Genomic DNA, 10414 nt, shown 5'->3' with positions numbered 1-10414 from the left:
ACCCCAACCGGCGAGCCATTCCCCACCCACTGAACGCACCGCGTCGGCGCGCGGAGGATGTCCCCAATGTGGCATTGGGGACGCTCAAGTTCCCCAATGCGGCATTCGGGACGTTGAAGTTCCCGAAAGCCACATTGGGGACGTTGGAGTTCCCCAAAGCCACATTGGGGACGTTGAAGTTCCCCAAAGCCACATTGGGGACGTTGAAGTTCCCCAACGCCACATTGGGGAACTTCTGAGCCTCAGACGGGGATGACGGTGGGCACGATCATCGGGCGGCGGCGGTAGGTCGCGGCGACCCAGCGGCCGACCACGCGACGCACCGACTGGGCGATCCTATGTGGATCGGTGATGCCCTCGGACTCGGTGCGGGACAGCTCCATCTCCACCAGCGGCACCACGGCGTCCAGTGCCTTCGGGTCGTCGGAGAAGCCGCGGCCGGACACCGTCGGCGGGGACACCGCCCTGCCGGTGCTCGAGTCGATCGCGACGTTGATCGCGATGAAGCCGCCCTCGCCGAGCACGAGCCGGTCGGACAGGGTGGACTCGCCGACGTCGCCGACCGAGAGCCCGTCGACGTACACGTGTCCGACCTCGACCCGGCCGGTGGCCCTGGCCTGCCCGTCCACCAGGTCCACCACCACGCCGTCCTCGGCGATCACCACATTCTCCGGAGTGACACCGGTGCGGACCGCGAGTTCGGCGTTCGCCCGCAGGTGCTTCCACTCGCCGTGCACCGGCATGACATTGCTCGGCCGGACGGCGTTGTACAGGTACAGCAGTTCGCCCGCCGAGGCGTGCCCGGAGACATGCACCTTCGCGTTGCCCTGGTGCACCACGTTCGCGCCCCGCCGGGTCAGGCCGTTGACCACGGTGAACACGGCCGTCTCGTTGCCGGGGATCATCGAACTCGCCAGAACGATGGTGTCGTCCGCCTTGATCGAGATCTGCCGATGCTCGCCCCTGGCCATCCGGGACAGCGCCGACAGCGGCTCGCCCTGGGATCCGGTCGAGACGAACAGCACCTTGCTCTCCGGCAACGCCGCCGCCTGGTCGAGGTCCACCAGCAGCCCGTCCGGTACCCGCAGCAGCCCCAGTTCGGCCGCGATGCCCATGTTCCGGACCATCGACCTGCCGACGAAGGCAACCCGCCTACCGTGGTTGGCCGCGGCGTCGAGCACCTGCTGTACGCGGTGCACGTGACTGGCGAAGCAGGCCACGATCACCCGCTGGTCCACCCGCCGGATGACGTCGTCAAGTACCGGGCCGATGTCCCGCTCGGGCATGACGAACCCGGGAACCTCGGCATTGGTGGAGTCCACGAGGAAGAGGTCGACGCCCTCGTCACCGAGCCGTGAGAAGCCGGCGAGGTCGGTCAGCCGGTTGTCCAGCGGCAGCTGGTCGAGCTTGATGTCCCCGGTGTGCAGCGCGACGCCCGCGGGCGTGCGGATCGCCAGCGCGAGTGCGTCCGGGATCGAGTGGTTGACCGCGAAGAACTCGAGACCGAAGGCGCCGACGTCGCGCCGCTCGCCCTCCTTCACCTCGATCAGCGTGGGCCGCTGCTTGTGCTCCTTGCACTTGGCGGCGAGCAGGGCGAGGGTGAACCGCGAGCCGTACACCCGCAGGTCCGGGCGCATGCGCAGGAGGAAGGGCACGGCGCCGATGTGGTCCTCGTGCCCGTGGGTCAGCACGACGCCGTCGACTTCGTCGAGCCGGTCCTCGATGGCCCGGAAGTCCGGCAGGATCAGGTCCACACCCGGTTGGTCGTCCTCGGGAAAGAGCACCCCGCAGTCAACGATCAGCAGCCGGCCGCCGTACTCGAACACGGTCATGTTGCGGCCGACCTCGCCGATACCACCCAGCGCGACGACGCGCAGCCCGCCCTCTGGCGGTGGCGGCGGCGCGTTGGTGGGTCCTGGACCGTTCTGCAGTGCGATGTTGCTCAGTGTCAAGGGTGAATTGTCCCTACGCTGGTATGGGTCGTGGGTGCCACATAGGCCGCGGCCGAGTCCGCGTGTGCCACCCGGGAGCTGTGCCAGTCCGAGGTCGGCGCCTCGTCCAGCGGTACTCCCGCCTGGGTGAGGTCGGCTGCGATGGCCTGCACCTGATCTTCGGTGGCGGGCACGATCGGCAACCGCGGGTCCCCCACATCGTAACCACGCATGCGCAGCGCGGTCTTGCCGAAGACGACGCCGCCGACCCGGGAGAAAGCCCGGTAGACCGGCAGCATGCCGCGGTGGTTGGTACGCGCCGTGGAGGTGTCGCCGTTCTCGTACGCATCGAGCATCGCCCGGATACGGCCGGCGACGACGTGACCGATCACGCTCACCACGCCCGTCGCGCCTACGGAGAGCCACGGCAGGTTGAGACCGTCGTCGCCGGAGTAGTAGGCGAGGTGCGTGTTCGCGATGACCTCGCTACCGGCCAGCAGATCGCCCTTCGCGTCCTTCACCGCCAGGATCCGCGGGTGCTCGGCGAGCCTGCGCAGGGTGTCGACCTCGATCGGCACGATCGAGCGCGGCGGGATGTCATAGAGCATCACCGGTAGCTCGGTGGCGTCGGCGACAGTGGTGAAGTGCGCCTGCAGGCCCGCCTGTGAGGGCCGGGAGTAGTACGGGGTGACGACCAGCACGCCGTGTGCCCCGGCCTTCTCGGCCTGCCGGACCAGCTCGACGCTGTGCGCCGTGTCGTTGGTGCCCGCGCCCGCCACCACGGTCGCGCGATCGCCGACGGCCTCGATCACGGCCCGGATCAGGTCGGACTTCTCGGCGTCGGTGGTGGTCGGGCTCTCGCCAGTGGTGCCGTTCACCACGAGGCCATCGTTACCGAGGTCCACCAGGTGCTTGGCGAGCTCCTGCGCCTGCTTCAGGTCCAGTGCGCCGTCGCGGTCGAAGGGGGTGATCATCGCGGTGAGCACGCGTCCGAAGGGCCTGCCCGGCGCGGCAGTGGGTGGAGTGACCATGGTCCTGACGGTACCTCGTTTCGGCGGCGTCCCCGCCGACGACCTGGCAGAACGCGGCGATCGTCTGCTACGGGCGGAGTCCGGCGGAGAATCCGCTTCGCTGTCCTGCGGGTGCGGGAATTTCTGCTGCCTACTTGATCGACACCGACACCTGGGTGCGCAGCTGTGAGCCGTCCCTGTTCGACGTCAGGCAGTACACCGTGCGGCGCAACTCGGAGTCGTTCTCCGCGACGGTGGCCCACAGCTTCTCGCTGGGGACCAGCGCCCGGTAGACCAGGTTGGCTCGCTGCCCCTCGTCGATGGCATTGGCGTGGAAGCTCAGCCCGCACCGGGATTCGGCGAACCGTTCGAGGTTCTCCCGCCCGGGATACGCCGCGTACCGGGCGTCTTCGGAGTTGTACGACGATCCCGCGCCCAGTGCGGGTGCGTAGTCGTAGATCTCCAGGTCGTGGACCTCGTCGCAGTCCGGCTGGTTCTCCGAGCTGATCCGGTAGTTCTCGGTCAACTGCCCGTTGAGGCAGGGGTCCCACCCGCTCCGCAGGACGAATCCGATGTTGCCACCCTCCCCGTAGGTCATGGTCGGCCGCATCGCCTCGTCCACCGTGGGCGAGAAGATCCACTTACCCAGGAAGAGCCCGGCGACCAGCAGCAACACACCCGCCACCGCGCCCCCGGCAAGCACCAAGTTACGCCTGCCGCGGCCCGGCATGGCCTGTCCGGGTCCGGGCGTCAAATGTCCCGTGACCATCGTCTGCCCGGGGTGCGCGGGCGGCTGCTGCCCTGGGTGGACCGAGGTCGGCATGCCGCTGGAGGGGGTGAGCTGGCCCTGCTGCCCGGCGGCCATGGCCAGCAGCCCCCCGGCCTGCTCGGCGGATATCCGCGCCTCGGGGGCGGAAATCAGCAGTCCCATGATCGCCGAGGCCAGCGGCCCCTGCGCGTGGCTCAGGTACGGCACCTCGTTCATGATCGCGTGCAGCGTCGCCGCCGTACTGCTGCGCTCGAACGCGACGGAACCCTCCACCGCGAAGAACAGGGTGGCGCCCAGAGCCCACAGGTCGGACGCGGGCATCGCCTCGCGCCCTGCCACTCGTTCCGGTGCCATGAAAGCGGGTGATCCCACCAGCATCCCGCTGGTGGTGATGCGCGGATCATCGACGGCCTGGGCGATCCCGAAGTCGGTGAGCTTCACCCGTCCGGTGGAGGTCACCATGATGTTGCCCGGCTTGACGTCGCGGTGCACGATGCCGGCCTGGTGCGCGGCGCGCAGCGCCGAGAGCACCTGGTCGCCGACCATCGCCACCTGGCGCGGTGTCAGGGGCCCATGACGGCGGACGAGTTCGGACAGGGTGGGCGCCTCGACGAGTTCCATCACGATGAACGTGGTGTCGCCATCGGTGACGACGTCGTAGACCGTCACGACCGCGGGGTCGTTGAGCCTGCCCCCCGTCCGCACCTCGCGCAGCACCCGCTCCTGGAAGACCACGGCGTCCTCGGCGCCATCGGGCAGCCGCAGTTCCTTGACGGCCACGTGCCTGCCGATGACCGTGTCCTCGCCACGCCAGACCACCCCCATGCCGCCCCGGCCGAGCTCGCCGAGCAGGGCGTACCGCCCGGCGATCACTCGTCCGGCCTCGGCCGTCCGCGTGGTCTGGGTCTGCTGGCCCTGCTGCTCGGTCACCGGCGGCGCCCCTCCTCGTGTTCCCGGGCGAGACGCATTCTCAGTCGCCGTCGACGTCGTGTCCGGCGTCCCGCAGCGCCGCGATGGCCCTCGGCAGGTCCGCCGACTTCACCAGGATGTGATCGGTGTCGAAAGTGGACAGTGTGAACAGCGCGACGCCGGCCGAGGCCAGTTCGCTGGAAAGCGCCGCGATGATCCCGGTCAGGGTGAACGCGAGCGGACCGCGGACGGTCAGCAGCCGCCAGCCGGTGTCGGCCTTGGCCGCCTCGGGCACCCGAGCGATCGGGCAGACGACCGACAGTTCACCGGGCGTGCGGGTAACCGACACCAGTCCGGGTTCTGCCGGATCGAGCAGGGCCGCCGGAACCGGGGTGGCCCGGTCCAGCCGGGCGACGGCGTACTCCCCCGGCTGGACGTCGAGCGCGAGCCGGTTCACTCAGCCCTCACTGACCTTCGGGCTCGTGGCGATCTCGGTGCCGTCCGGCAGGACGGAGATGGTGAAGTCGGCGAAGACGTTCTCCGCGACCTTCTGCAACTGGCGCAGGCATTCCACGGCCAGCGCGCGGATCTCCACGTCAGCCTGCTCGGTTGCGCGCATGCCGATGAAATGCCGCCAGGCGCGGTAGTTTCCGGTGACGACCATCCTGGTCTCGGTCGCGTTCGGCAGAATCGCGCGCGCGGCCTGGCGTGCCTGCTTGCGACGCAGCGTACCGCTCGGCGCGTCGGCGAACTTCTCCTCGAGCCCGGCGAGCAGGTCGCTGTAGGCGTCGACACTGGCCTGCGCGGCGGCCAGGAACTTCTCGTGCAGCTCGGGATCGTCGGCGATCACGTCCGGCTCCACGAACGCGGCGTTGCGCTCGGGAACATAACGCTGCGAGAGCTGGGAGTAGGAGAAGTGCCGGTGCCGGATCAGCTCGTGGGTCAGCGACCTGGAGATGCCGGTGATGTAGAACGACGCCGAACCGTGCTCCAGCACCGAGAGGTGCCCGACCTCGATGATGTGGTCGAGGTAGCCGGAGTTGGTGGCCGTCTTCGGATTCGGCTTCTTCCAGGACTGATAGCAGGCCCTGCCGGCGAACTCCGCGAGCGCCTGGCCGCCGTCGGCGTCGGTGGACCACGGCACGTCCTCCGGCGGGAAGAACTCCGTCTTCGCGATCAACTGGACCTTCGGTGACACCGTCTCGGCCACGTGCGCACTCCTTTCCTGCGGGACTGCTCCCCGCACCCGGGTTTCCCGCGGGTCACCCCGCCCCGGGCCGCTCCCCTGTTCCGCTGCTGGACATGCCGAAGCGTAGTCGTCGGCAGGTGGAGGGCGGTCGTGACATCAACCAGTGCAATTACGACACCATCATGACCTTGACTGACGTCATCCATGACGCCATAGTGGTGTCATGGATCTGACGCCGTACATCGACAATCTCCGGGACGATCTCGCCACAGCCGCATCTGCGGGCGACGAGCAGACGCGGCGCGCCGCGACGACACTCGCGGCCGCGCTGGAGCCCGCGGCCCGGCTCGCGATGATGAACGCGCTGGCCGATCTCGCCGCCGAGGTGACCGCCCACCTGCCTCAGCATGTGGTCGACGTTCGCCTCGACGGCCGCGACGTCCGGGTCGTGGTGACCGGGACGGGCGAACGGGCCGAGCCGGAACCCGGTGACGGGGGGCCACCACCGCCTCCGACCCCGCCATCCCCTCCCCCGGTGGACGGCGGGGACATCAGCCGGATCACGCTGCGCCTCTTCGAACAGATCAAGGGCCAGGCCGAGCAGGCCGCGGCCGCGCAGGGGGTCTCGTTGAACACGTTCGTCTCCCAGGCCGTACAGGGAGCGCTGCACGGCAAGTCCCAGCACGATCGGCGCAGGCAGGGCCGGGAAGACGACGGCGGCGGACTACACGGCTGGGTCAGGGGCTGAGGGCGATGGCCGAGGAAACCGACGAACTGGTTCGCACGCAGACGTTCCCGGTGGACGGGCCGCTAGACCTGGACATCGGCATCACTATCGGCCGGGTGGAGGTCCAGTTCGCCGACTCCGGCGACAGCGAGAGCACGCCCGAGGAGGCCGTCGTGCGGATAACCCACGACCCCGGCGCGCAGGAGCCCTGGCAGGAGAGCATGGCCGGACTGCTGAACTGGGTCGGTGACCAGTTCGGCAGCGATCTCCGCGGCTCTCCCGCCGATGCCGTGCGGCAGGCGCGGGTCGACCGCACGGGCAACCGGCTCGTGGTCCGCGGCCCCCATTCCCTTCCACTGCGCAAGATCCCGCTCGCGGTGACCGTGACGGCACCGGCGAACTCGGCGGTGACGGTACGCACGGGGGCCGCGGGGGTGACCGTCTCCGGCACGGCGAGCAGGGCCGATCTGACCACCGGCTCGGGTGATGTCGACGTGGAGCGTGTGGGCCCTGGTTCGGCCGTACGCACCGGAACGGGGGCGATCCGGATCGCCGAAGCGGCAGGCGGACTGCAGGTGCGCAGCGGCAGCGGCGGTGTCGAGGCCGCCTCGATAGCCGGACAGGCCACCGTGGGAACCGGTACCGGTGGCGTCTGGCTGGGCACCGTCGCCGGCGATGTGCTGGTGCGCAGCGGCAGCGGCGATGTGACGGTCGCCGAGGCCGTGTCGGGGTCGATCGAGCTGATCACCGGTTCCGGGGCCATCCGAATCGGTATCCGGCACGGCGTCACCGCCGAGATCGACCTCTCCTCGGGTTCGGGCAAGGTCCGCAGCGAACTCGAGGTGGCCGACAGCGCGCCGGACGAGGGCAGCGCGGCCCGCATCCGCGCCCGCACGGGGATGGGCGACGCGGTCGTCACCCGCGCCGCGGGGTGAGCGACCGTGCCGGGCGAGAACTCGTGCTGAGCCCTCGCCCGGCACGCCCACTCAGACCGCGGTGGCCCGTGCCTTCGCCGGCGCCGCCGCGGTGACGGCCTCGGTGTCCGGGACGAGTTCGCGCTGCCGGATCGCCAGTGCACACAGCACGCTCACGACCGTGGCTCCGAGCAGATACAGCAACACCAGTCCGTATCCCCCGCCGGAGGTGCCGACGAGGAAGGCGAGGATCAGCGGGGTGCAGCCCGACGCGAAGATCCCGGAGAACTGGTAGACGAACGAGATCCCGGTGCAGCGGACGGACGTGGGGAACATTTCCGCGTAGAACGCGGCCTGTGGCCCGTACATCACCGGATACGCGATACCGAGCACGGCCACGAGGGCGATCGTGATCAGTAGCTGGTTGCCCGTTCCGAGCGCCGCGAACGCCGGATACGCGAGCAGTCCGGTCAGCACAGCTCCGACCGAGAACGTTCTGCGCCGCCCGAACCGGTCCGACATCCTGCCGAAGACCGGAATGAAGACGATCATCACCGCCGCGGCGATCATCACCGCCACGAGCAGCGGCTGCTGGCTCATGCCAAGAGTCCCGGTGCCGTAGGAGATGGCGAAGACCGCCCAGGCGTTGAACGCGATCCCCTCGGTGAGCCTGCTGCCCATGCCGAGCAGCACATGCTTGCGCGACAGTGCGTTCTTCGCGAGTTCGACGACCGGCACGGTGGCTTTCTGCTCGTGCTCCTCCAGTTTGCGGAAGGCGGGCGTCTCCATGACCTTGAGCCGGATGAACATGCCCACGAGCACGAGTACGGCGGAGAGCAGGAAGGCGATGCGCCATCCCCAGGCCAGGAACGCGGCGTCGGACATCGCCACGTTGAGCGCGGCGAAGACCCCCGTCCCGAGCATGAGCCCGAGCGCGAGCCCGACCTGCGGAAAACTGCCGTACAGCCCGCGTTTGCCCGCGGGGGCGTATTCGACGGCCATCAGTACGGCGCCGCCCCACTCGCCGCCGATCGCGATGCCCTGCGCGAAGCGCAACAACACGAGGAGGATCGGCGCGGTCACGCCGATGGTTTCGAACGTGGGGATGAGACCGATGGCGCAGGTCGCGACGCCCATGATCAGCATGGTGGCGACGAGCGTCTTCTTCCGGCCCACGCGGTCACCGATGTGCCCGAAGATCAGACCACCGATGGGGCGGGCGACGAAACCCAGCGCGAATGTCGCGAACGCGAGCAACGTGCCCACAAGTGGGTCGTCGCTGGGGAAGTACAACTTGTTGAACACGATCCCGGCAGCGGTGCCGTAGAGGAAGAAGTCGTACCACTCGACTGTGGTGCCGATGACGCTGGACGCGACGACCAGGCGGACGTCGCTGCTCTGGACGTCATCGGCGGATTCGAGCGGGGCTGGGGAGTTTTCCATGATGGGCTCCAGACGAGTGCTCGCTCACAGGGACTGGCGGAAGATGTGGGTGGCGGCGGCGCGATCGAGCGGCCGGGGAACGACGGCCAGCTGACGGGTCTGCTTGAGCGTGCCGTCCACGAGGGTGTCTACGTCGGACTCGCTGTAGCCGAAGCTCCGCAGTCCGGCGGGCATGCCGATGTCGGTCATCAGCTCCGTCAACACCTGTGGCAACGCGTCGGCGCCGTCGGTTCCGGTGAACGTGCGACCGGAGAGCAGTTCCGCCGCGCGCAGGTGGCGCGCCGGGTCGGCCGGGTAGGTCCAGCGGAACACGGCGGCCGCGGTCGCGGACACGGCCTGCCCGTGCGGGACCATGGGCATCTCGGGGTACCCCTCGGCCCGGTAGTTCTTCACCGCACCCGCGACGGGATAGGCGTTGGCGTGCGGCAGGTGCGTCCCCGCGTTGCCGAAGCCGGTACCCGCATAGGTGGAGGCGAGCGCCATCTGTGTCCTGGCCTCGAGATCGCGCCCGTTCAACACCGCCCGCCGTAGATGTTTGCCCACCAGGGACAGGGCCATCTCGCACCAGACATCACTGATCGGGTTGGCGCCACAGAACGCGGGGCGCCGCATTGGGTCCTCCGGGGCGGGCTTCGCGTCGAAGCGCACGCTCGTGTAGCTCTCCAGCGCGTGCGACAGCACGTCCATTCCGCTGGCGGCGGTGATCTGGGGCGGCAGGCTGACGGTGACCCGAGGGTCGACGACGGCCAGCGCCGGTCGCAGGCGCGGATGGCTGACTCCGGCCTTGAGGTGCAGACCCAGGAAGTCGATGACGCAGATGGTCGTCGACTCGGATCCGGTGCCCGCCGTGGTCGGCACCGCGATCAGGGGTTTGACCGGGAGCCAGGGGGCGGTACCCGCGCCGATCGGGGGCGTGACGAAGTCCAGCAACTCTCCGGGGTGCGTGGTGAGCAGGTTGACGGCCTTCGCCGTGTCCATCGCGGAGCCGCCGCCGACAGCGACGTAGCAGTCCCAGTCCCGCTGCTTCGCGAACGAGACGGCCTCGGCGATGCTGTGGTCGGTCGGTTCGACACCGACACCGTCGTATACCTCCGACTTCACGCCCGCCGCGAGCAGGTTCTCCCTGACCCGGTCGGGAAAACCTGTCTCGCGTACCCCGGCGTCGGTGATCACCAGGCACGAGCCGGCTCCGAGCGCGGCGACTTCGGCGCCGATCTCGTCGATCGCTCCGACACCGAATTTCAACGGTGGGGCGGCCCAGGTGAAAACGCTCTCGTTCGCGTGGATATCCGGCAACATCGACGGCTCCGTTCGTTGACACTATGTGGGGGTTGTAACCACTATGTGGGGAGGAACGGTAAGACGTGTCACACGATTTGTGAAGCCCCAAAACGAGGCGGGAGTCGAAAATGCCTGTTCAGCACGCGAAAAAGGCGTGGTTCCGGTACCCGCGGAAGCGCCGTTTCCAACCTCGCACTTTCCCGGGAAAGTGCGGTAGTTGCACGCGCGGGGCATCGCACTT

General features: G+C 68.9%; 10 protein-coding genes. 3 read left to right on the top strand and 7 right to left on the bottom strand.

The annotated features are described in order from the left end of the window. On the top strand, positions 1-239 hold a 239-nt coding region (locus tag D0C15_RS33930; protein WP_211323073.1), incomplete at its 5' end, for a hypothetical protein. Positions 240-242: 3 nt separating this feature from the next. On the opposite strand, the gene D0C15_RS03695 is transcribed toward D0C15_RS33930, so the two are convergent. From D0C15_RS03695 to thyX, 5 genes are all read right to left on the bottom strand, one after another. Further along, complete coding sequence (locus tag D0C15_RS03695) at positions 243-1877, bottom strand: ribonuclease J (RefSeq protein WP_116040921.1); 1635 nt, start codon at positions 1875-1877, stop codon at positions 243-245. Positions 1878-1948: 71 nt separating this feature from the next. After that, on the bottom strand, positions 1949-2962 hold the full coding sequence (gene dapA, locus D0C15_RS03690) for a 4-hydroxy-tetrahydrodipicolinate synthase (RefSeq protein WP_116040897.1): 1014 nt from the start codon (positions 2960-2962) through the stop codon (positions 1949-1951). Positions 2963-3092: 130 nt separating this feature from the next. Then, positions 3093-4640 carry a serine/threonine-protein kinase gene (locus D0C15_RS03685; RefSeq protein ID WP_116040896.1) on the bottom strand — a complete coding sequence of 516 codons (1548 nt, stop codon included), beginning with the start codon at positions 4638-4640 and terminating at the stop codon, positions 3093-3095. A gap of 40 nt (positions 4641-4680) precedes the next feature. Then, positions 4681-5076 carry an ACT domain-containing protein gene (locus tag D0C15_RS03680; protein WP_116040895.1) on the bottom strand — a complete coding sequence of 132 codons (396 nt, stop codon included), beginning with the start codon at positions 5074-5076 and terminating at the stop codon, positions 4681-4683. Next, positions 5077-5829, bottom strand: coding sequence for an FAD-dependent thymidylate synthase (gene thyX / locus D0C15_RS03675; protein ID WP_116040894.1), 753 nt, complete (start codon positions 5827-5829; stop codon positions 5077-5079). It lies immediately after the preceding gene. 202 nt (positions 5830-6031) lie between these two features. On the opposite strand from thyX, the gene D0C15_RS03670 reads away from it, so the two are divergent. Together D0C15_RS03670 and D0C15_RS03665 are read left to right on the top strand one after the other, a co-directional pair. Continuing rightward, positions 6032-6556, top strand: coding sequence for a toxin-antitoxin system HicB family antitoxin (locus tag D0C15_RS03670; protein WP_116040893.1), 525 nt, complete (start codon positions 6032-6034; stop codon positions 6554-6556). Positions 6557-6561: 5 nt separating this feature from the next. Continuing rightward, positions 6562-7470, top strand: coding sequence for a DUF4097 family beta strand repeat-containing protein (locus D0C15_RS03665; RefSeq protein WP_116040892.1), 909 nt, complete (start codon positions 6562-6564; stop codon positions 7468-7470). 51 nt (positions 7471-7521) lie between these two features. On the opposite strand, the gene D0C15_RS03660 is transcribed toward D0C15_RS03665, so the two are convergent. Then, positions 7522-8892, bottom strand: coding sequence for an MFS transporter (locus D0C15_RS03660; RefSeq protein ID WP_116040891.1), 1371 nt, complete (start codon positions 8890-8892; stop codon positions 7522-7524). A 24-nt stretch (positions 8893-8916) separates the two neighbouring features. Further along, complete coding sequence (locus tag D0C15_RS03655; RefSeq protein ID WP_116040890.1) at positions 8917-10191, bottom strand: hydroxyacid-oxoacid transhydrogenase; 1275 nt, start codon at positions 10189-10191, stop codon at positions 8917-8919. Positions 10192-10414: the final 223 nt, after the last annotated feature.

The organism is Amycolatopsis palatopharyngis (genome assembly GCF_003385185.1).
Lineage (GTDB): Bacteria > Actinomycetota > Actinomycetes > Mycobacteriales > Pseudonocardiaceae > Amycolatopsis > Amycolatopsis palatopharyngis.
This window is presented reverse-complemented; position numbering and strand designations above follow the sequence as displayed.